This window comes from Stenotrophomonas terrae, from assembly GCF_001431465.1.
Taxonomy (GTDB): Bacteria; Pseudomonadota; Gammaproteobacteria; order Xanthomonadales; family Xanthomonadaceae; genus Stenotrophomonas; species Stenotrophomonas terrae.
Genome location: NZ_LDJJ01000027.1, coordinates 29471 through 51020, shown reverse-complemented (window position 1 = coordinate 51020; position 21550 = coordinate 29471). Strand labels below are relative to the sequence as shown.

15 protein-coding genes are annotated in these 21550 nt (G+C 64.3%); 9 read left to right on the top strand and 6 right to left on the bottom strand.

From position 1 onward, the window contains the following. The first annotated feature begins 62 nt into the window (after positions 1 to 62). The 3 genes from ispG (at position 63) to ABB27_RS08265 (ending at position 2962) form a co-directional block, all read left to right on the top strand. Positions 63 to 1328 (top strand): flavodoxin-dependent (E)-4-hydroxy-3-methylbut-2-enyl-diphosphate synthase, encoded by a 1266-nt coding sequence (ispG, locus tag ABB27_RS08275; RefSeq protein ID WP_057628231.1) that lies wholly within the window; start codon positions 63 to 65, stop codon positions 1326 to 1328. Further along, positions 1309 to 1998, top strand: coding sequence for a phosphatase PAP2 family protein (locus ABB27_RS08270; protein ID WP_057628230.1), 690 nt, complete (start codon positions 1309 to 1311; stop codon positions 1996 to 1998). The genes ispG and ABB27_RS08270 overlap by 20 nt, the downstream gene beginning before the upstream one ends. A gap of 316 nt (positions 1999 to 2314) precedes the next feature. Next, positions 2315 to 2962, top strand: coding sequence for a response regulator (locus ABB27_RS08265; RefSeq protein WP_057628229.1), 648 nt, complete (start codon positions 2315 to 2317; stop codon positions 2960 to 2962). A gap of 588 nt (positions 2963 to 3550) precedes the next feature. Here ABB27_RS08265 and ABB27_RS08260 read toward each other — a convergent pair. After that, entirely contained in the window at positions 3551 to 6772 is a 3222-nt protein-coding gene (locus ABB27_RS08260; protein ID WP_057628228.1) for an Rne/Rng family ribonuclease, read from the bottom strand. A 411-nt stretch (positions 6773 to 7183) separates the two neighbouring features. Between ABB27_RS08260 and ABB27_RS08255 the strand changes: the two genes are divergently transcribed. Continuing rightward, entirely contained in the window at positions 7184 to 8155 is a 972-nt protein-coding gene (locus ABB27_RS08255; RefSeq protein WP_057628227.1) for an RluA family pseudouridine synthase, read from the top strand. A gap of 197 nt (positions 8156 to 8352) precedes the next feature. On the opposite strand, the gene zupT is transcribed toward ABB27_RS08255, so the two are convergent. Genes zupT through ABB27_RS08240 form a run of 3 tightly spaced genes read right to left on the bottom strand, consistent with a single transcriptional unit; the run spans position 8353 to position 9945 of the window. Continuing rightward, positions 8353 to 9162: a zinc transporter ZupT gene (zupT, locus tag ABB27_RS08250; protein ID WP_057628226.1), complete on the bottom strand. Its 810-nt coding sequence runs from the start codon at positions 9160 to 9162 to the stop codon at positions 8353 to 8355. Between the two features lie 20 nt (positions 9163 to 9182). Then, positions 9183 to 9596, bottom strand: a complete 414-nt coding sequence (locus tag ABB27_RS08245) for an energy transducer TonB (RefSeq protein ID WP_057628225.1) — start codon at positions 9594 to 9596, stop codon at positions 9183 to 9185. Position 9597: 1 nt separating this feature from the next. After that, entirely contained in the window at positions 9598 to 9945 is a 348-nt protein-coding gene (locus tag ABB27_RS08240) for a 4a-hydroxytetrahydrobiopterin dehydratase (RefSeq protein WP_057628282.1), read from the bottom strand. A gap of 90 nt (positions 9946 to 10035) precedes the next feature. On the opposite strand from ABB27_RS08240, the gene ABB27_RS08235 reads away from it, so the two are divergent. Together ABB27_RS08235 and ABB27_RS08230 are read left to right on the top strand one after the other, a co-directional pair. Continuing rightward, positions 10036 to 10635 (top strand): NfuA family Fe-S biogenesis protein, encoded by a 600-nt coding sequence (locus ABB27_RS08235; RefSeq protein WP_057628224.1) that lies wholly within the window; start codon positions 10036 to 10038, stop codon positions 10633 to 10635. 13 nt (positions 10636 to 10648) lie between these two features. Then, entirely contained in the window at positions 10649 to 12454 is a 1806-nt protein-coding gene (locus ABB27_RS08230) for a hypothetical protein (RefSeq protein WP_057628223.1), read from the top strand. 217 nt (positions 12455 to 12671) lie between these two features. Here the strand turns inward: ABB27_RS08230 and ABB27_RS08225 are convergent, their stop codons facing one another. Together ABB27_RS08225 and ABB27_RS08220 are read right to left on the bottom strand one after the other, a co-directional pair. Continuing rightward, positions 12672 to 13133 carry a c-type cytochrome gene (locus tag ABB27_RS08225; protein ID WP_057628222.1) on the bottom strand — a complete coding sequence of 154 codons (462 nt, stop codon included), beginning with the start codon at positions 13131 to 13133 and terminating at the stop codon, positions 12672 to 12674. A 9-nt stretch (positions 13134 to 13142) separates the two neighbouring features. Next, positions 13143 to 13526: a c-type cytochrome gene (locus tag ABB27_RS08220; protein WP_057628221.1), complete on the bottom strand. Its 384-nt coding sequence runs from the start codon at positions 13524 to 13526 to the stop codon at positions 13143 to 13145. Between the two features lie 221 nt (positions 13527 to 13747). Between ABB27_RS08220 and ABB27_RS08215 the strand changes: the two genes are divergently transcribed. The 3 genes from ABB27_RS08215 to ABB27_RS08205 are packed head-to-tail and all read left to right on the top strand — an operon-like array spanning position 13748 to position 21424. Beyond that, entirely contained in the window at positions 13748 to 14884 is a 1137-nt protein-coding gene (locus ABB27_RS08215; protein ID WP_057628220.1) for an efflux RND transporter periplasmic adaptor subunit, read from the top strand. Continuing rightward, complete coding sequence (locus tag ABB27_RS08210; protein ID WP_057628219.1) at positions 14881 to 18348, top strand: efflux RND transporter permease subunit; 3468 nt, start codon at positions 14881 to 14883, stop codon at positions 18346 to 18348. The genes ABB27_RS08215 and ABB27_RS08210 overlap by 4 nt, the downstream gene beginning before the upstream one ends. A gap of 4 nt (positions 18349 to 18352) precedes the next feature. After that, entirely contained in the window at positions 18353 to 21424 is a 3072-nt protein-coding gene (locus ABB27_RS08205; RefSeq protein WP_057628218.1) for an efflux RND transporter permease subunit, read from the top strand. Positions 21425 to 21550 lie beyond the last annotated feature (126 nt).

The following is a 21550-nucleotide window of genomic DNA, read 5'->3' as shown; positions in this document are numbered from 1 at the left end:
GTGGTGGCTACAACGCAATCCAAGGTTCATGCCTTGGGGCGGTTGGCGCGCTAAAATGGGCCATGCATGACGCCGTGACCCGCCCAACACCGCCCACCGACGCTACCGCGTGGCCCCGCCGTATCACCCAGTCCGTCGCCATCGGCGGCGTCAAGGTGGGCGGAGGAAACCCCGTGGTCGTGCAGTCGATGACCAATACCGACACCGCCGATGTGGCTGCCAGCGTCAAGCAGGTGGCTGAGCTGTGGCGCGCAGGTTCGGAGATGGTGCGGCTGACCGTCAACAACCCCGAATCGGCCGCGGCCATCCCGCGCATCGTCGAGAAGCTGGCGATGATGGGTATCGATGTACCGCTGATCGGCGACTTCCATTACAACGGCCATCAGTTGCTGACCGGTGAGCCGGCCTGCGCTGAAGCACTGGCCAAGTACCGCATCAATCCGGGCAATGTCGGCTTCGGCAAGAAGAAGGACACCCAGTTCGCCCAGCTGATCGAGTTCGCCATCAAGTACGACAAGCCGGTGCGCATTGGCGCCAACTGGGGCTCGTTGGACCAGGCACTGGCGGCCAGGCTGATGGATGAAAACAGCTTGCGCGCCCAGCCTTGGGATGCTGGCCGGGTATTGCGCGAAGCCCTGATCCGCTCGGCGCTGGATTCGGCGCAGACCGCGGTTGAGCTGGGCCTGCCGCGCGATCGCATCGTGCTGTCGGCCAAGGTCAGTGGCGTGCAGGAATTGATTGCCGTCTACCGCGATCTGGCGCAGCGTTCGGACTTCGCCCTGCACCTGGGCCTGACCGAGGCGGGTATCGGCAGCAAGGGCATCGTCGCCTCGTCGGCGGCCTTGGCGGTGCTGTTGCAGGAGGGCATCGGCGACACCATCCGCATTTCGCTGACGCCCGAGCCGGGACAGTCGCGTACGCAGGAAGTCATCGTCGCCCAGGAGTTGCTGCAGACCACCGGTCAGCGCGCCTTTACGCCGATGGTCACCGCCTGCCCGGGCTGCGGTCGTACCACCTCCGAGTTCTTCCAGGAGCTGGCCAAGGTGGTGCAGAACCATGTGCGCGAAAAGATGCCGGTATGGCGCATCAGCCACCCGGGTGCGGAAAACATGACCCTGGCGGTGATGGGCTGCATCGTCAACGGCCCGGGTGAGTCGCGTCACGCCAATATCGGCATTTCCCTGCCGGGTACCGGTGAGACGCCGGCCGCGCCGGTCTTCGTCGATGGCGAAAAGAAGGTGACCCTGCGTGGCGAGAACATCGCGCACGAGTTTGTCGCGCTCATCGATGACTACGTCGAGACCCGGTATGCACGAAGCTCCGGTTGATTCCCGGAGCGAAGCAGCCGGCCTGCGCCGTTGGCTCGCCCACAATGCGTGGCGGCTGGTGGTGCTGTTCATCGGCGTGCTGCTGCCGCTCGCGGGCTTCGTGGCCTTGGCCGACGATATCCACGAGGCCGAGGCGTTCCACTTCGACGCGGCCTTGCTGCTGCGCATGCATGCAATGGCATCGCCCGGGCTGAACGCGTTCTTTGTGCTGATGTCCAAGCTCGGCTACCAGTGGGGCGTCATCCCGTTGGATGTCGTGATCGTGGCGGTACTGCTGCTGCGCCGGCGTTGGCGCAAGGCGGCATTCGCAGCGACGGCATTCATTGGCTCGGCATTGTTGAACCTGGGCAGCAAGCAGATTTTCCAGCGGGAGCGCCCCAGCCTATGGGAGTCGATTGCGCCGGAAAGCACCTTCAGCTTTCCCAGCGGCCATGCCATGGGCTCGATGACGCTGGCGCTGACCCTGGTTTTCTTGACCTGGCGCACACGCTGGCGGTGGCCGGTGCTGGCCTTGGTCAGCGGTTTTGTCGTCTCGGTAGGGTTGTCGCGGGTCTACCTGGGGGTGCATTACCCCTCGGATATCCTGGGCGGCTGGTGTGCTGCAATGATCTGGGTCACAGGCGTATACATGCTGATGTTCCGCCGCCGCTGGTCGCTGCCTGCGCCATAAAACGTGTTGCAAGGGGGATTGTCCAAAAGGTAAGAGAAGTCCTAAGTCATTGGACGAATTGACCTGATGGATACAGTATGGGTTGGGACGGCATAGTGAACTCGCCAGCCGCAGGCGCATAAACCGCATCATCCTGATGCTTAAAACTACAGACACATTTCCTGCGAGTGGGTGTCCGATAGAGCCCAGTTGGGCCACTTCTGCTTGATAATACGCATGGCCTTGCCATGAGGGGACGGGGAGGGCCGTCGCCTCGCATGCTCGGATTTTGCCGCGCCCAAGGCTTCAACTGTCACCTCGCCGCGAGGAATCCTTCATGACCATCAGTGTTTTTCTTATCGATGACCACGCGCTAGTACGCACGGGCATTCGGATGATTCTTTCGGGGCAAACCGGGATTGAAGTCATCGGCGAAGCGGATAGCGGCGACATCGCGCTGCCGCAGATCCGGCGCCTGAAACCGGACGTTGTCCTCTGCGATCTGCACCTGCCCGGCCTGAGCGGGTTGGAAATCACCGAGCGGATCGTCAAAGGCGATCACGGCACCCGGGTGATCATTGTGTCCGTGCTGGAAGATGGGCCGATGCCCAAACGTCTGCTTGAGGCTGGCGCCTCCGGCTATGTCGGCAAGGGCGGTGACTCCAAGGAGTTGATCCGTGCCATCCACGACGTTGCCATCGGCAAGCGTTACCTGGCCACCAGCATCGCGCAGAACCTTGCGCTGTCCAATCTCGAGGGTGGTGCGTCGCCGTTCGACCTGCTTTCGCCGCGCGAGCTGGAAGTAGCGCTGCTGCTGATCCAGGGGCACCGTCAGGAAGAAATTGCGCGCCGCTTGAGCCTGAGTGCCAAGACGGTCAATACGCACAAGGCGCGGTTGTTCCAGAAACTGGGCGTGCAGGACAACATCGCCTTGGCCCGGCTTGCCGCGCAGTACGGCGTCGGCGACCCGACCCGGGCAATCTGAGTCAGTCGCAGCGGGCTGCAACTGCAGCTCTGTGCAGGATGAAAATGTCGGGTTGGTAAGTCGCTGCGACTGAGCAGCGCACCAAAAAGAGCGCAACGGCAATGTTGCGCTCTTTTTGTTCGCTCAGCGCCCACGTAGGAACGGGATCCATGTAGGAGCGGCGTGAGCCGCGAAGCCGATGGATTGTCAGATGTAGGAGCGCTATCAGCTGATCAGGCACATCTTCAGATGGCAGTGACAGCGATAGTTTGAACGATGTCAGCTTCGCGGCTGACGCCGCTCCCACAGGCAAGTATGCGGGGATCCGCATCCGAAGTCAGAGCGCTGATGATGGCCGCTCTTGTAGGAGCGGCATCAGCCGCGAAGCTGATGGATTGTCAGATGTAAGAGTGGCATCAGTCGAGCAGGTACATCGTCAGATGGCAGTGACAGCAATAGTTTGAGCGATGCCAGCTTCGCGGCTGACGCCGCTCCTACAGGTAAGGGTACGGGGAGCCGCATCCGAAGCCAGAGCGCTGATTCCGTTCCCACAGAAAAGCAGAAAGCGGCCCGAAGGCCGCTTTCTGTCGTCACGCAGGGAAGGGCTGATCAGGCGTTGTGCGGCTGATCGTCCTGCTTCTTCTCTGCTTCTGCCTCAACCGCTGCCACGGTTGGCTCGCTCTGGGCGGGCGCGGCCGGTGCAGCGACAGGTGCCGGTACAACAGCTTCGGCAACGGCCTTTTCGACGCTTTCTTCAGCCACGGCTTCTTCAGCCACCACGGTCTGGGCGAACAGCTGCCCATTCTGCGGTGCTGCCGGAGCGGCGGTTTCGGCCTGCGGTGCGACGACCGGAGCCGGCGTGCTGACCGCTGCGACAGGCGCAGTCACCTCGACCGGCGCAGCGACAACTGGCGCGGCAACCACCGGTGCAGCAACCACTACTGGCGCAGCGGCAGCGGGAGCGACAGCTACCTGTTCGACAGCAACCACTTCAGCGGCTGCAACCGCCGGCGCTGCCGGCGCGCTGACAACGGCTTCAGCGACAGCAGTGGCCGGGGCCTGCTCGGTCTTGGCCACTACTGGCTCGGCAACGGCTGCGGCAATCGGAGCGGACACCTGTGCAGGCGCCTCGAGCACAGCGGCCGGGATGCTTGCGGCGACGGCGGCGACGGCTGCGACGGCCTGTACCGGTGCAGCAACGGCCGGCTTGGCTTCCACGGCCGGAGCAGCAGGCTTTGCCTCTGCAACCGGAGAGGCTGCCGGAGACGGGGCTGCTGCCGTAGCCGGTTCGTCATCGAACTCGAACTCGGGCTGGCTGCTGGTGGCCTTGGTCGGGGCTTCGGCGACTTCACCATCGGCATCGTCGATGCCGTCGATACCGTCCTCGTCACCACCCAGGTTGTCGCCACCGGCGGCACCTTCACCATTGCCACGACGACGACGACGACCGCCGCGACGACCGCGACGACGACGACCACCGGCTTCGCCGCCAGCATCTTCGCCTGCGACCGGCACGCCGTTCTCATCAACCACCACGGCCATGGCCGGCTGATCTTCGGCAACGATCACCGGCTTGGCGATCTCGGCGGCCAGGTTGTTTTCCTTGGCCACGGCCTCGGTGCTGGCAACGACTTCGTTGGCAACAACGGTGGCTGCGGCGGCTACCGGCGCCACTGCGCGAACGGCTTCCTGCTGCGGCTGCGGCTGACGCGCGGGCTTTTCGGCCTGTGCGTTCTGCTGCGGAGCCTGCTTGTCGGCGTCCTGCTGCGGCTTGGGCTGCTTCGGCGGCTTGGGCTGCTTCGGCTGTTGCTGCTCGTTGTTGCGCGGCTGCTTGGGCTGCTGCTGGGCCTGCTCGCCGCGCTGTTCATTGCGCTGCTTGGGCTGCTGCTGGGCGCCATTCTGCGCCTGCGGCTGGGCCTGCTGCTGCGGCTTGTCGGTGCCCTGGCGGCGCTCGTCACGACGCTGCTCGTCACGGCGATTACCGTTGGCATTGCCGCCATTGCCACCCTTGCCGCCACGCGCCTGCTGGCCATTGCGGCCGTCGCGGCGCTGGTTGCGGTCGTTGCGGCCGCTATCCTGGCGCTGCGGCTGTGCCGGCGCTGCGCTGCTTGCCGGCTCGCCACCAAAGACGCGCTTGAGCCAGCCCATCACGCCGCCAGCGGCGGGTGCGACAGGGGCGGCAACCGGTGCCGGTGCCGGAGCGACGTCGGCGATCTCGCGTACCGGTGCCGGCTGGCTGTGCTTGACGTGGGTCACGGCTGGTGCCGGCGGAATGTTCAGCTGTGCCTTGGTCAGGGCATGCACCGGCAACTTGCGCGGGGTGCCGCGCTGGTAGCTGGGCTTGTTCGACTCTTCACCCAGCTCGTTGTCGCGCAGGCGCGTGACTTCGTAGTGCGGGGTGTGCAGCTGCTCATCGGCAACGATGACGATGGGGGCGTCGTGACGCTGCTCGATTTCACGCAGTGCGCTCCGCTTCTCGTTGAGCAGGTAGTTGGCGATCTCGACCGGTGCCTGTACTAGCACCTGCCCGGTGTTCTCCTTCATCGCATGCTCTTCGGCGACGCGGATGATGGACAGCGACAGCGACTCGATGCTGCGCATGCGGCCCTGGCCGTCACAACGCGGGCAGACGATCTGGCTGGATTCGCCCAGGCTCGGGCGCAGGCGCTGGCGGCTCATTTCCATCAGGCCAAAGCGCGAGATGCGGCCCAGCTGAACGCGGGCGCGGTCGTACTTCAGCGCATTCTGCAGGCGGTTTTCGACTTCGCGCTGATGCTTGCTGGAGGACATGTCGATGAAATCGATGACCACCAGGCCGCCCAGGTCGCGCAGACGCAGCTGGCGGGCCACTTCTTCGGCGGCCTCCAGGTTGGTCTGGAACGCGGTGTCCTCGATGTCGCTGCCCTTGGTTGAGCGGGCCGAGTTGACGTCGACGGCGGTCAGCGCTTCGGTCTGGTCAACCACGATCGAGCCGCCGGACGGCAGGCGCACGTTGCGCTCGTAGATCGCCTCGATCTGCGATTCGATCTGGAAGCGGTTGAACAGCGGGATGTCATCTTTGTAATGCTTGAGCTTGCGCAGGGTCTGCGGCATCACCTGCTGCATGAAGTCGCGTGCGGTCTCGTACAGCTCTTCGGTGTCAACCAGGATCTCGCCGACGTCCGAGCGCAGGTAGTCGCGCAGGGCGCGCACGATCAGGCGGGATTCCTGGTAGATCAGGAACGGTGCCGGCTTGGTCAGTGCGGCTTCGGCGATCGAACGCCAGACCTGCAGCAGATAGTCCAGATCCCACTGCAGCTCTTCGGCATCGCGGCCGACGCCGGCGGTGCGGATGATCACGCCCATATCGTCGGGGATGTTGAGCTTGTCCAGCGCTTCCTTCAGGGCGGCGCGGTCTTCACCTTCGATGCGACGGGAAACGCCGCCGGCAGAAGGGGAGTTGGGCATCAGCACCATGTAGCGGCCGGCCAGGGAGATGAAGGTGGTCAGGGCAGCGCCCTTGTTGCCACGTTCTTCCTTATCGACCTGCACGACGATTTCCTGGCCTTCGCGCAGGAGTTCCTTGATGGTGGCCTTGTTATGGTCCACGCCCGCCTGGAAGTAATCGCGGGAGATTTCCTTCAGCGGCAAAAAGCCATGGCGTTCACCGCCGTACTCGACAAAGGCGGCCTCGAGCGACGGCTCCAGGCGGGTGATGCGGCCCTTGTAGATGTTGGACTTCTTCTGTTCCTTCGACGGCTGTTCGATGTCGATGTCGTACAGGTTCTGCCCGTCGACGATGGCCACGCGCAGTTCTTCAGCCTGCGTGGCATTGATCAGCATTCGCTTCATTGTGCGTTCCTCGCGCGCTGCTACCGCGCGGAACGCCATGGGGTTTCGCCTCTGGACACGGTTCGCCGCCCATTCGCGCAGGCGCGGGCAGGGCGGCTTGGGTTTCCAGCGCTACGACACCACGGCAGGCCGCGGGAGCGCTTCTTTCTTGTTTTAGGTGTTTCAGGGCCGGCGGCCGCCCGCGGCCGGGGCCGATGGCGTCGCGCGGGACATGGGTTTCGTCCAGCTCAGATGCTTTTTGAGCATCCGGCGATGGCCGGGGACGCCGACGAGCCGCTAACATGGCCGCCCCGGGGGCGGTGGCCGCGCACTGTGCCGGATTCGTGGGGAGCGGGGCTTCTGGCCCTGACCAACTTCCAACGAAATCAATCCCTTATATCGCCCCCCGAGTGTAGCAGAATAAATAGGCCGATGACTGATTCCGACAAGCCCCAAGCACCGCCTGCCGCCAAGAGCAGCGTACGCATGATCAAAGTGCCCGGAGACCGGGCAGGACAACGGCTGGACAACTTTTTGTTGGGCCAGCTGAAGGGGGCGCCACGCAGCCTGGTGTACAAGCTGGTCCGCAGCGGCCAGGTCCGTGTGAACGGCGGCCGTGCCAAGGCAGACCGCAAGCTGGACGGTGGTGAGGAGGTGCGTATTCCGCCGGTCAATCTCAATGAGATTGGAGACAAGGCGCCACCTCCGGCAAGTTTCCTGCAGCGCATGGAGGAGGCCATCGTCTTTGAAGATGCCAAGCTGCTGGTGATCAACAAGCCGACCGGTGTGGCCAGCCATGGCGGCAGCGGTATCAGCCACGGTGCGATCGAAACCATGCGCGCGCTGCGGCCGAATATGAACCTGGAGCTGGTGCATCGCCTGGACCGGGATACCTCCGGCCTGCTGATCATCGCCAAGAAGCGTTCGGCCCTGGTCGAGCTGCAGGCTTTGCTGCGTGAAGACCATGGCGGCATCCAGAAGCGTTACCTGACCCTGCTGGCCGGGCGCATGCCCGACGGCGTGATGAGCGTGGATGCGCCCCTGCATGTAGGTCTGCGCCAGGGTGGCGAGCGTCATGTGCAGGTGAATGCGATCGGCAAACCGTCGTTGAGCCATTTCAAGGTGCTGGAGCGCCGCGGCGGCCAGTCCTATTGCGAAGTCCGGATCGAAACCGGCCGTACCCACCAGATCCGCGTGCATGCCCAGCATATCGGTCATCCGGTGGCAGGTGACGACAAATACGGCGATCCTGCAGTCAACAAGCGCTTTCGTGAGCAGATCGGGCTGAAGCGCCTGTTCCTGCACGCGGCCTCGCTGGAGTTCGCGCTGGATGGTGGCAAGACACCTTATGTATTGAATGCACCGCTGCCGCCGGATCTGGTGGATGCGATGAACAAGCTTTGAGGGCGTGAAGCGGGGATTGGGGGATCGTCAGAACGGCGCTTCCCCATTGCCGGACGGAAGTCTGTAGGAGCGGCGTAAGCCGCGAAGCAACAGATCAGACAGGTCGCGAACATGCTGGTGATTTCAACGATGTCGGCTTCGCGGCTTACGCCGCTCCTACAAAGATCCGATTCCGGCGGCAGACCGGGCCCAGCCGGCTACCACTTGAACAGCACCAGGCTCACCGCGATCGTGGCCATGCCGATCACCAGCCCGTACACGGTCTCATGGCCCTGGGCATAGCGCTTGGCCGCGGGCAAAAGTTCGTCCAGGGCGAGGAACACCATGATGCCGGCGATAAGGCCGAACACCGCGCCGAAGGTGGCCGGGGACAGGGCGTCCGCGAGCAGGAAGTAGCCGATGGCGGCGCCGACCGGCTCGGCCAGGCCGGACAGCAGGCTGGCACCGAAGGCATAGGATTTGCGCCCAGTGGCCAGATACACCGGCACGGCGATGGCGATGCCTTCCGGGATATTGTGGATGGCGATGGCAAAGGCCAGCGGCAAGCCGACTGAAGGACTTTCCAGGGTGGCGAAGAAGGTCGCCAGGCCTTCCGGGAAATTATGCGCGGTGATGGCGATGGCGCTGAGCAAGCCGACCCGGCGGATCTGGGTGTGGCTATGGTCGTGGAAGGCCGGGTCCTGTTTGTCCAGGCTGTCGTGCGGGTTGGGCACCAGGTGGTCGATCAACACCACCAGCAGCACGCCGCCGAGGAACCACAGGGTGCCGTAGGTATAGCCGAGGCGGTCGCCATAGGCGTGAGCGAAGGAGCTGATCGACTTGTTCAGGATCTCCGACAGCGAGACGTAGACCATCGCGCCGCCGGCAAAGGCCAGCCCGAACGCCAGCAGGCGCGGGTTCGGGCGTTTGGAGAACAATACCAGCAGGCTGCCGACGGCCGTGGCCAGGCCTGCAGCGAAGGTCAGGCTGAACGCAAGCCAGAGGTTGTCACTGGAGATGGCGTGCATGCGCGGGGGCCGTTGACGGCTCAGCCGCCGCGGCGCGCGCGCTCTTCAATGGCAAAGCATTCATTGGGTTTAGGGTCGGGCGGGTTGAAGCTGACCGGCACCTGGATGGTGGTGGGCACCGGCTGGCCGTTGCGGGTGGCCGGGTTGAACTTCCATTCGCGCACGCGGCGTGCGGCCGAGTCATCCAACTGGCTGTTGCCGCTGCTGGTTACCAGCGATACCTCGGTGGGGGTGCCCTGCGGGCCAACCACCACGCGCAGCACGCTCTTGCCGCCAACGCCGGTGCAGGCCAGTTCGGCCGGGTAGTCCGGCGGCGGGGTCTGCACGGCGGCCACTTCGGTCGGGGCGATGACCGGCGCGTCCGGTTGGGAAGAGTTGCAGGCGCTCAATGCAGCCACGGTGCCCAATGCAGCGAACAGCAGACGCAGTTTCATGTCATTGCTCCGTTAGTGCGGATGCCTTGGCGGCACAGATGAAGTCGTTTTCGCTCAGGCCGCCCACATCATGGGTGGAAAAGCGCACAACGGCACGGTCGTAATGCACGCCCAGGTCGGGGTGGTGGTCTTCGCGATGGGCGATCCAGGCCAGCGCGTTCACGAACGCCATGGTGCCGTGGTAGTTGTCAAAGCGGAATGTACGGGTGAGCGCCTGGCCATTCTCGGCCAGCTCCCAGCCCGGGATCTGCGGCAGCAGTTCGGCCAGCCGCGCTTGGCTGAGGCGGTATTCGCTGCCCCGGCGTGGGCTGCAACGCGCTTGTTGCAGTGGAATCAGATCAGGGGCCATGCAAACCTCCATCAAACAGGTGACTGAACCGTGCCGCCGTTGGAATCACTGTCCCATCGGTGGCGACCAAGACACGGCTAGAATACCCGCATGATCCAGATCTCAGATACCGCCCAACGTCATTTCCGCAAGTTGATCGAACGCGAGGCCGTGCCCGGTATGGGCGTGCGCCTGAGCGCGATGGACCCGGGAACCCCGAGCGCCGATGCGCGCCTTGAATTTGCCGACCCGTCTGAGCTGCTGGGCGATGAATGGGCCGTGGATTGCGATGGCTTCACCTTGTATGTGGCCGCTACCAGTGTGGCCTGGCTGGACGGTGCCGAGATCGACTATGTCACCCAGGCCGCAGGTACCCAGCAGCTGACCATCAAGGCACCCAAGATCAAGGGCGAAGCGCCCGGCGACGCAGCGTCCATCGTCGAGCGTGTGCGTTGGGTGATTGAAAACGAAATCAATCCGCAGCTGGCTTCGCACGGTGGCCGTGTCGCGGTGCAGGAAGTGTCGGCTGACGGCGTGGTGTTGCTGCGCTTCGGCGGCGGCTGCCATGGCTGTGGCATGGCCGATGTGACCTTGAAACAGGGGATCGAAAAAACCTTGATGGGCCGGGTGCCGGGCATTACCGCCGTGCGTGACGCCACCGACCACGAAACCGGTCAGGCACCCTATATTCCGCGCGACGGCGCGGGCTGAGCCGCCACCACGCATGCCGGTGACATCGGTTACCGAGCTGATCAATCTGCTGGCCTCGCGCCGGCAGACCAGCATCCTGCACGACCGTCGCACCGGCATGCCGTATAGCTGGAGCAACTGGCTGCGCACGCGCATGTCCAAGGGCTTGTCGGCATTTGTCGATGGCGATGTGGGCGAGGCAATCGCAGCGCGCCCGCCGCGTCCGCGTGCCGCGCCTGCAGCCGCGCGGCCGCTGTGGTGGATCATCGTGTCGCTGTTCTGGAACGGTGGCGAGCCGCCGCCGCGCGATCAGCGTGGCCTGCGTTGGTTTGCCGGTTTCTTCAGCGCCGGCCTGCACGTCCTGTTCGCGCTGTTGCTGCTGTGGGTTGCACTGGTACGCAGCAATGTGCCCGAGCAGGACGCCGAAGAAGGCGAGCGCGTGCAGGTCGAGTTCCTCGGCGACGGTACCGCGCAGGACGAAGGTGGCGGAACACCTGCTGCCGGCTCTGCGGCGGCCGCTGCAGTTGCGGCGCAGGCAGCAGCCGCTGCGCAATCGGCGGCGACGCCTTCGGCAGCGGCTGCACAGGCCGCCCCGACCGAACCGTCTGTCGAACAGCAGGCGGCGCCCACCGCCACGGCGGACATTGCCGCCGCACCGGTGCCGGTGGAGTCACCGAGCCCGCAGCCCGCACCGCCGGTCGAGCAGCCCTTGCAGGTGACCGAGACAAACCGGCCGACCACCGATTTCGTGGTTCCGCCAGTAGCGGTGGTGGCGCCGACCCTGCGTGGCAAAGAAACCCAGGTGCGCGAGCGCACGGTTGAAACCGCGGTTGATCGTCCGCAGCCGACCCAGGCGGCGCGTCCCGCTGCCGAGCTTGCCGTGCAACTGCGCCAACCCCAGGTGCAGGTCCGCGAGCGTCAGGTCGAAACTACCGAGCAGCAGCCGATCGCGCTTGCGCAGCCGCGCGTACGTGAGGCACCGGTGCAGCTGCGTACGCCGCAGCTGGCTGTGCGTGAGCGCCAGGTCGAAACCGCAACGCAGGAATCGGTTTCGATGCCGACCTTGCCAACCCGTAGCGCCGAGGTGCAGGTGAAGGCACCGGCCATGGCCGTGCGTGAGCGTGCGGTGCCGGGCGTAGCGGACAAGCCGGCGGCATCGGCAAACGCGGCTGCCGCGGCCAGTGCACAGGCCGCCACGAACATGGCGCAGGGCAGCGCATCTGCAACTGCCGCAGCCAGTCCATCGGCCAGTACCGGGCAGGCTGCAGCCGCCACTCCCAATCCGCGTCCTGGCACCAGCGCCGGTGCCGGCCCCAAGCCGCAGGATCGCAGCGGCGGCTGGGCAGCGCCGACGCGCGGTGATGATTGGGGCGCATCGCAGCGGCAGGTGGCTGGCAGTGCGGGTGGGCAGGCCGACAAGGGAACCGGCCTGTTCAATGCCGATGGCAGCGTACGGCTGGGTGGCAATGAAGGTCAGGCGCAGGACGCCGCCAAGCGCGGTGCGCCGGGCGGTGATGCCGATACCTGGAGCAAGGAGCGCATCGCCGAGTCTGGCACCTGGCTGAAGCGGCCGCCGTATGACTACACGCCGACCTCGTTCGACAAATACTGGGCGCCCAACGAATCGTTGCTGGCCGAATGGGTGCGCAAGGGCATCAAGAGCGTGGAGATTCCCATCCCCGGCTCCAACAGCAAGATTTCCTGCGTGGTGTCGATGCTGCAGTTCGGCGGCGGCTGCGGCCTGACCAACCCGAACATGCAGGAACAGCCGGCTGAGGCGCGACCGCCACCGGATATCCCGTTCAAGAAAGAGCTGCAGGAAGACAACGGCAGTCGTTGATGGGCGCCGTATGCCGCGGTTGTTCTTGTTTCTTGTGGGAGCGGCGTCAGCCGCGAAGCAGGTGCACCAACAGATCGCCGGAGTACCAAGGCCCGCAGTAATGTCAGCTTCGCGGCTTACGCCGCTCCCACAACGTCCACAACGCGGCAGGACCAACAAGACAAAGCCGCCCAAGGGCGGCTTTGTTGGTTCAAGCGCGGTGCTGCGACAGCTGCCGTCAATCGACGCCGTGCAGGTCGCGCAGCTGGCTGGGACGCGAGCCGAAGTACGCGGCCAGGTCGGCGATGTCCTGGTCGCTGAGCTTCTGCGCCTGCGGGGTCATCAGCATGTGGTCGCGGGTGCTGGCGCGGTAGGCCTGCAGCGCGTGGGCAAGATAGTCGCCGTACTGGCCGCCGAGCTTGGGATAGGTCGGGTCGATCGGGTTGTTGCCGTCGGCACCGTGGCAGTCGATGCAGCTTTGCCCGGTCGCCTTGCCCTTGGCGGCGGCCAAGTGCTCGCCGGCAGCGACGCGGCCGGCCGGCAGGCCGGCGGACGAGCTGGAGCCGTGTTCACCGCTGGCGTGGCCCGGGTCGGCCGCGGATTTGTCGCTGGATTCCACCTCCGACTGTGTACAGGCAGCCAGACCCATGGCGGCGAACAGAGCGATGGACAAGCGCAGTGCGTGCGTGGCTTTCGTCATGGTCGGCGCTTATTTGAGGGTGGACAGATAGGCGGAGAGATCAGCGATATCCTGCTGGCTGAAGCTCATCGATTGCGCCTGCATCGTTGGATGCTTGCGCTTGCCTTCGCGGTACTCGGTCAGCGCCTGGGTCAGGTACTGGGCCGACTGCCCGCCGATCTTCGGCACGCGGTAGCTGGGGTAGGCGTTCTTGTAGCCGGTGATGCCGTGGCAGCCCTGGCAGGTATAGGCCAGGGTCCGGCCGGTAGTGGCATTGCCGCTGCTGGGCGCTGCCGGTGCGGCAACGGGGGCAGGGGCGACGGCGGGTGTAGCAGACTGCGGATCAGCTTGGGCGGCCCCGAAGGTCAGGGCAAAAGCCAGAGCGAAACAAGCGGCGAGCGGCTGCGGGCGCATGGTTTCCTTGTCCGGTGAGCGGGTCTGGGGTTCCGCCGTGGGATACGGAACGGCCCGAGTATAGCCCGCGTATTTACCCGTTCGGAACAGGCAACTGGATGCTGCAATGCGATAACCGGCGTCGATCAGCAGGTACCCATGACTTTCGGGGCATGGTGTAGACGTGGGGTGGTGCAATACTTTGCTACAACACCTGCCTACGCATCCCCAGGGACAAGACGATGTCGCGACTTTTCACTCTGCACGCCCGCACCGGAAGCTGCGCTGCTGCACTTCTGATCACCACTTCACTGTTGCTGGGAGGCTGCAAGGCCGGCGGCGAAGAGGCCAAGGCAAAGACCCCGGATGAGCAGAAGGCCAGCGATGCGGTGCCGGTGGAAGTGGCCAAGGCCGAGCGCCGTGGCATTGCCGCCAGCTATGCCGGCACCGCCGCATTGGAGCCACGTGCCGAGTCGCAGGTGGTCGCCAAGACCTCGGGCGTGGCGCTGGCGGTGCTGGTCGAGGAAGGCCAGATGGTGCGTGCCGGACAGCCGCTGGTGCGCTTGGACCCGGACCGCGCGCGGCTGAGCGTTGCGCAGAGCGAGGCGCAGATGCGCAAGCTGGAAAACAGCTACCACCGCGCTGAGAAGCTGGTGCAGCAGCAGCTGGTCAGCGCCGCCGATGTGGATCAGCTGCGCTATGACCTGGAAAACGCGCGGGCGATGTACCGGATGGCGACGCTGGAGTTGTCCTACACCACGGTGGTCGCACCGATTTCCGGTGTGATCGCCTCGCGTGACATCAAGCCGGGCAACTTCGTACAGATCAACTCGCCGATCATCCGCATCGTCGACAGCGGCCAGCTCGAGGCCACGCTCAATGTGCCCGAGCGCGAAATCGCCAAGCTCAAGCCGGGCCAGGCGGTGTCGCTGCAGGTCGATGCGTTGCCGGGCAAGCCCTTCACCGGTACCGTCGACCGTGTTGCGCCGGTGGTCGACAACGGCACCGGTACGTTCCGCGTAGTCACTACCTTTACCGGTGAAGACGCACTGCAGGCCGGCATGTTCGGTCGCCTGAGCATCAACTATGACCAGCGCGCCGATGCACTGGTGGTGCCGCGTACCGCACTGTTGGAAGACGGCGGCAAGCCGGCGGTATACGTGGTCCGCGATGGCAAGGCGATGCGTACCGAGCTGGTGCTGGGTTACGACGATGCCGGTTGGATGGAAGTACGCAATGGCCTGCAGCAGGGTGATGAAGTGGTGATCGCCGGCAAGGCCGCGCTGCGCGAAGGCAGTGCCGTGCAGGTGATCGGCAAGGACAAGGACAAGGCGGTGGCAGCCAAGGCACCGGCAGCTGCACAGGCGTCCAAGCAATGAGTGGCCACGGACCGTCGGCTTCCGGCGGTGGCTTCGATCTGATCGAGTTTGCCACCCGCCGCCGCGTCACCATCGCGATGATGACGCTGACCCTGGTGTTGTTCGGCCTGATCTCGCTGTCCAGCTTGAAGGTCGAACTGCTGCCGGACCTGAGCTATCCCACCCTGACCGTGCGTACCGATTACGAAGGTGCGGCACCGGCCGAGGTGGAAACCCTGATTTCGCAGCCGGCCGAAGAGGCGCTGGGCATCGTCAAGGGCCTGCGCAAACTCAAGTCGATCTCGCGCACCGGCCAAAGCGACGTGGTGCTGGAGTTCGCCTGGGGCACGGACATGCAGCAGGCCGGGCTGGACGTGCGCGACAAGATGGAGACCCTGCAGTTGCCGCTGGAGGCCAAGCCGCCAGTGCTGCTGCGCTTCAATCCGTCGACCCAGCCAATCATGCGCCTGGCGCTGTCATCCAAGCAGGAAGCCGGCAATGAGGCTGACGCGGTGCGGCGCCTGATGGAACTGCGCCGTTATGCCGATGAAGATCTCAAGCGCAAGCTTGAGCCGGTTACCGGTGTGGCTGCGGTCAAGGTTGGCGGTGGCCTGGAGGATGAAATCCAGGTCGATATCGATCAACGCAAATTGGCCGCGCTGGGTCTGTCGCTGGATACGGTGATCCAGCGCCTGCAGCAGGAAAACGTGAACCTGTCCGGTGGGCGTCTGGAAGAAGGTTCGCAGCGCTACCTGGTGCGCACCGTCAATCAGTTCGCCACCGTTGAACAGATGCGCGAAATGCTGCTGACCACGGTCAGCGGCTCCAGCACCGCCAGCTCGGCCGGCGAGAACCGGCAGCTGATGTCGGCCATCCTCGGCAGCAGTGATCCAAATGTTATCGCGGCGATGCGCAGCGATGGCAGCAGCAGTGCACCCAGCGTGCGGCTGAAGGATATAGCCGAGGTGCGCCAGGGCTACAAGGAACGCGAAGCGGTGATCCGCAGCGGCGGCCATGAGGCGGTCGAGCTGGCGGTTTACAAGGAAGGCGATGCCAATACCGTTTCCACCGCCGATGCGCTGGAAGCGAAGTTGGAGCAGATCCGCAAGGAAATGCCCAAGGACATCGAGATGACGATGGTGGAAGACCAGTCGGTCTTCATCCGCCACGCCATCAAGGACGTCAAGATCGATGCGGTGATCGGCGGCCTGTTGTCGGTGCTGATCATTTTCCTGTTCCTGCGTGATGGCTGGAGCACGTTCGTGATCTCGCTGTCGCTGCCGATCTCGATCATCGCCACCTTCTTCTTCATGGGCCAGCTGGGCCTGAGCTTGAACGTGATGTCGCTGGGCGGCCTGGCCTTGGCCACTGGTCTGGTGGTGGATGACTCGATCGTGGTGTTGGAATCCATTGCCAAGGCGCGTGAGCGTGGCATGGGCATATTGGAAGCGGCGATCAAGGGCACCCGCGAAGTGTTCATGGCGGTGGTTGCCTCCACCCTGACCACCATCGCGGTGTTCCTGCCGCTGGTGTTCGTCGAAGGTATCGCCGGCCAGTTGTTCCGCGATCAGGCCTTGACCGTGTCGATCGCCATCGCGGTGTCGCTGGTGGTGTCGATGACCTTGATCCCGATGCTGAGCGCCTTGAAGGGGCGCCCGCCGTTGGAGTTCCCGGCCGAGGATCCGCGTGAGCCGTGGCGTCCCGAAAGCCGTTGGAAGAAACCGGCCGCCTATGCAGGCCGTGGCATCGGCGCGATGTTCCGCTACGGCTTCTACTTCCTGGCGTGGACGGTGGTGAGGATCTTCCGTGGCATTGCCGCGGTGGTCGGCCCGGTGATGCGCAAGGCAAGCGACCTGGCGATGGCGCCGTATGGCCGCGCTGAGGCCAGCTATCTGCGCGCGCTGCCAGCGGCGTTGAAGCGCCCGTGGCCGATTCTGGGTTTTGCGACCTTGGCCTTTGGCCTGACCTTGGCTGCCTTGCCCTTGCTGGGTGTGGACCTGCTGCCGCAGCTGGCCCAGGACCGCTTCGAGATGACCGCCAAGTTGCCGCCGGGTACGCCGTTGGCGCAGACCGATGCACTGGTACGCGAAGTGCAGCGCAAACACGCAGGCGAAGAAGGCGTGCGCCTGCTGTACGGCGTGTCCGGCACTGGTACGCGGCTGGATGCCAGCCCGACCGAGAGCGGCGAGAACATCGGCAAGCTGTCGGTGGTGATGAGCGACACCAAGCGCGAGCCGGAACTGACCGAGAAGCTGCGCGAGACCATGAAGGCATGGCCGTCCGCACAGGTTGACTTTGCCCGCCCGGAGCTGTTTGCACTGTCGCCGCCGCTGGAAATTGAAATCGAGGGCAACAACCTTGACGACATCCGCGTCGCCGGCAATCGCCTGGCCGGCATGCTGCGCGAAAGCCCGCACTATGCCGACGTCAAATCGACGGTGGAGCAGGGCTTCCCGGAAATCCAGGTGGTGTTCGACCAGGACCGCGCTGCGGCGCTGGGCCTGACCACGCGGCAGATCGCCGATGCGGTGGTCAACAAGGTCAAGGGTAACGTGGCCACCCGCTACAGCTTCCGTGATCGCAAGATCGACGTGCTGGTGCGGGTGCAGGAATCGGAGCGCTCTTCGGTGGACGACATCCGCCGCCTGATCGTCAACCCGACCGGTGCCAAGGCGATCGAGTTGGCTTCGGTGGCCGATGTCATCGCCACCACTGGTCCGAGCGAAATCCATCGCGCCGATCAGCGCCGTGTGGCCATCGTCTCGGCCAACCTGCGCGACATCGACCTGGGCAAGGCCATCACCGAAGTGCAGGACATGGTTGCCAAGAACCCGTTGGGCACCGACGTGGGCATGCATATCGGTGGCCAGGGCCAGGAGCTGGGCGAGTCGATCCGCTCGCTGCTGTTCGCCTTTGCGCTGGCGGTGTTTCTGGTCTATCTGGTGATGGCATCGCAGTTCGAATCGCTGCTGCATCCCTTCGTCATCCTGTTCACCATTCCGCTGGCGCTGGTTGGCGCGGTGGCGGCCCTGCTGCTGGCACGTTCACCGGTATCGGTGGTGGTGTTCATCGGTTTGATTCTATTGGTCGGCCTGGTGGTGAAGAACGCCATCATCCTGATCGACAAGGTCAACCAGCTGCGCGAGGAAGGTGTGCCCAAGCGTGAGGCGTTGGTGGAGGGCGCGCGTTCGCGTCTGCGTCCAATCATGATGACCACCTTGTGCGCGGTGTTCGGCTTCCTGCCGCTGGCCCTGGCCTTCGGCGAAGGTGCCGAGGTGCGCTCGCCGATGGCGATCACCGTGATCGGTGGCCTGCTGGTATCGACCATGCTGACCCTGCTGGTGATCCCGGTTGTGTACGACCTGCTGGACCGCAAGCCTGACGAGTATTACGCCGAGCGTGGCCGTCGTGCCCGCCAGGCGATGGCCCAGGCCGAGCAGGTGTTGAGCCATGAGCAGGACCCCATCGGCGGCATCAAGGACTGATCGGATGAATATCACCGAACTCTCCATCCGCCGCCCCGTCACCACCATCATGCTGTTTGTGTCGATGGTGGTGATCGGCCTGATCGCCGCGTTCAAGCTACCGCTGGAGTCCGAGCCGGAAGCCTCGATCCCGTTCTTCTTCATCGCCCTGCCGTATCCGGGCTCGACCCCGGAAGAAGTGGAGCGCAACCTGCTGCGGCCGGTGGAAGAAGCCATCGCGACGATGCCCGGCATCAAGACGATGAACTCGCGCGCCAACGCCGAGGGCGGCCAGATCCAGGTCGAATTCAGCGATTGGAACCGTGACATCGCGATGGCCGCATCCGAAGCGCGCGAGCGTATCGATGCGGTGCGTGACGAATTGCCGGATGACTTCCGTCGCTATTACGTGCAGCGCTGGAGCACTAGCGACCAGGAAGCGATCAGCCTGCGTTTGAACAGTGCCGAGGACCTGACCGCGCGCGCTGACATGATCGAACGGGCCATCAAGCAGCGGCTGGAACGTCTGCCGGGTGTGGCCCGGGTGGAAGTGGAGGGCGTAGCCAAGCAGGAAGTGCTGATCGCCCTGGACAAGGATCGCATCAGTGCACACGGGGTTGCGCTGAACGATCTTGTGCAGAAGCTGCAGGCGGCCAACTTCGCCGTGTCAGCCGGGCAGATCACCGAGGACGGCCGGCGCCTGCGCGTGCAGCCCAAGGGTGAGCTGCTTGAGGTGCAGGAGCTGCGTGACCTGCCGGTCAACAACCGTGGCACGCGCCTGTCCGACATCGCCGAGGTCAGCCTGCAGCCGCAGCGCATGAGCTATGTGCGGCGCATGGAGGGCAAGCCCAGCGTGGGCGTGGACATCTACAAGGAGCGCTCGGCGAACCTGGTGGATCTGTCGCGCGCTGTGACCAAGGAAGTCGCGCTGTTGGCCGAGGATCCGGCGCTGCGCGGTGTCGACATCGAGATTGCCTGGGACTCCGGCAAGGCAGTCACCAGTTCGCTGCTTGCCCTGGCCGAGGCCGGAGCGATCGGCCTGCTGCTGTCGGTGATCGTGCTGTACGCCTTCCTGCGTCATTGGCCGTCAACACTGATGGTGTCGATGGCGATCCCGATCTGCTTCATCATGACCCTGGGCTTCATGTACTTCACCGGCATCAGCCTGAACATCATCTCGATGATGGGTTTGCTGCTGGCGGTAGGCATGCTGGTCGACAACGCCGTGGTGGTGGTGGAGAGCATCTACCAGGAACGCGAGAAATACCCCGGCAAGCCGGAGATGGCGTCCATCATCGGTACCCGCCACGTGGCGATCGCGCTGTCTGCCGGTACCTTGTGCCACTGCGTGGTGTTCCTGCCGATGATGTTCGGCGAGAAGAACATCATCACCATCTACCTGACCCAGCTGGCGCTGACCATTTCGTTCTCGTTGCTGGCCTCGTGGCTGGTAGCGGTGAGCCTGATTCCGATGCTGTCGGCGCGGATGAAAACCCCGCCGGCATTGAAGTCGCCTTTCATCAGCCGCTTGCAGGAACGTTATGCGCGGATACTGCGCTGGACGCTGCAGAACCGTGGCTGGAGTGTCGCCGGCATCGTGCTGGTGTCGGTGCTCAGCGTGTGGCCGATGACCCATACCACCGGCGGCGGTGATGACAACGATCCGGATGAGATCAACATCTTCTACCAGTGGAAGGGTTCCTATTCCAAGGAAGAGATGGGCAAGGAAGTGCAGCGTGTCGAGGACTTCGTCAACGCCAACCGCGAGCAGTTCAAGATCAAGCGCGTCTACAGTCGCTTCGCCGAGCAGGGCTGGGCACAGACGCGCCTGTACCTGAGCGTCGACGACCGCGAGCAGAGCAAGAAGATCGAGGAGGAAGTGCGCAAGGGGCTGCCGCAGTCGGCGCGTGCCAAGATCGGTATCGGTTGGCCCGGTGGCATGGGCAGTGAAGGGGGAGGGCTGCGTTTCAGCCTGGTCGGTGATTCAAGCCAGACCCTGCGCGAGTTGGCCGATGACATCGTGCCGATACTGGCGCGCAACCCCAAGCTGCGCGATGTGCGTGTGGACGTAGGCGATGCCAATGCCGAGCTTGCGGTGCGGGTAAACCGCGAGCGTGCCGCATCCTATGGCTTCAGTGCCCAGCAGGTGGCGCAGTTCGTGGGCATGGCGCTGCGTGGTTCCTCGCTGCGTGACTTCCACCGTGATGATGTCGAGATTCCGGTCAACGTGCGTTTCTCCGGCTCGGAGAACTACAGCATCGAGGATCTGTCCTCGTTCATGGTGCGTAGCTCCAATGGCAAGGAAATCCCGTTGCTGGCGATGGTCGATGTCAACGTCAATCCGGCGGCCAACTCCATCCAGCGCCTGAACCGCCAGACCATGCTGCGCATCGAGGCCGGCCTGGCCAAGGACGTGCCGATGGACCAGGCGCGCAAGTCGGTGGAGGAAACCCTGGACAAGGTGCAGTTCCCGCCGGGCTATGGCTATACGTTCAACGGTGCCGGTTTCAACATCAACTTCGACGGCATGGACCAGATGGTCAGTGCGATCTTCATCGCCCTGATCCTGATGGTGGTGATCATGGCCGCAGTGTTTGAGTCGTTGTTGTTCCCGGCGGCGATCATGTCCTGCGTGTTGTTCTCGATCTATGGCGTGTACTGGCTGTTCTGGCTGACCGGTACCGAGATGAACATCATGGCGGTGATTGGCATCCTGGTGCTGATGGGTGTGGTGGTGAACAACGGCATCGTGATGATCGAGCACATCAACAACCTGCGGCGGCGTGGGGTGTCGCGCACCGAGGCCTTGATCGAAGGCAGCCGCGAGCGTCTGCGCCCGATCATGATGACGATGGGTACGGCGATCCTGGCGATGGTGCCGATTGCCTTGAACACCACCACGGCCGATGGCATGCCGCCGTACTACCCGATGGCACGCGCGATTGCCGGTGGCCTGGCGTTTTCGACGGTGGTCAGCCTGCTGTTCCTGCCGACCATCTATGCGCTGCTGGATGATCTGCGCACCGGCACGGCGCGTTTGACCCGCCGCGCCCGTGGCTTGCCGCCGGTGGAGCAGGGGGCTGTTGCGGAGGGCTGATTGCCAGGTTGATGCAGCTGCGAATGAGGCAGTAACTGCAAAAGCAAAAGCTCCCCTCACCCCTACCCCTCTCCCGCATGCGGGAGAGGGGACAGCCGAAGCAAAAGCCAGAGCAAAAGCCCAAGC